The 618-nt window shown below is 58.7% G+C and carries 1 protein-coding gene; it reads right to left on the bottom strand.

Annotated features, from left to right (window positions below; genetic code table 11):
* Positions 1–25: 25 nt before the first annotated feature.
* Positions 26–499: a DUF4442 domain-containing protein gene (locus tag A3730_RS03725; RefSeq protein WP_063520606.1), complete on the bottom strand. Its 474-nt coding sequence runs from the start codon at positions 497–499 to the stop codon at positions 26–28.
* Positions 500–618: the final 119 nt, after the last annotated feature.

Genomic DNA, 618 nt, shown 5'->3' with positions numbered 1-618 from the left:
ACCGGTGCTCCGGTAGAGAAAGGCGCTACGCGGGTTTACGGCGGATGTAGAGCGTCTTGTTGACCACCGCCACGCGGTTTCCATCGCCATCCACGATTTCAACCGGCCAGCACGGCAGGTATTTTTCTCCCCCATCGGTGTTCGCGCGGATATCGTCGATCATGGCATCGGTGAGCTGAAAATGGGCGAAGACCCGGCCCTTGCCGGGCCGGACAAATTCTATATCCGCTGCCTTGTCCCAGACCACATAATCGCGCCCAAGCACGGTCATCACCATCAGCATGTAGAACGGGTCCACCATGGAATAGAGGCTGCCGCCGAAATGGGTTCCTACATAGTTCCGGTTGTACCAGTGCAGCCCCATGGAGACATTCAGTTCGCGGAAGTCGTCTGCCAGGTAGTCCACACGAACACCGGCGCCCAGGTAGGGCCCGTACAGGTTCAGAAACCATTGCAGACCTTTCGGTGAGCGCGTGAATCGCGAGAGCAGATTACGCATTGCCGGGTTCGAGAACGGCAATGGCGCTGTCCAGGCGCGCTTTCACTGCGGCAGGCACCGGTGTTTGGTGCTGTTTGAGAAGCCGCTGCATTTCCTCGCGGGCGTCAAACTGTTGCTGC

Source organism: Alcanivorax sp. HI0044 (assembly GCF_001634945.1).
Note: the sequence above shows the minus strand (reverse complement) of the source record. Positions and strands in the feature narration are given on the sequence as shown.

Excerpts from the sequence above, each read along its gene's own strand:
- A3730_RS03725 (WP_063520606.1), bottom strand. The coding sequence starts at position 499 with ATGCGTAATCTGCTCTCGCGATTCACGCGCTCACCGAAAGGTCTGCAA.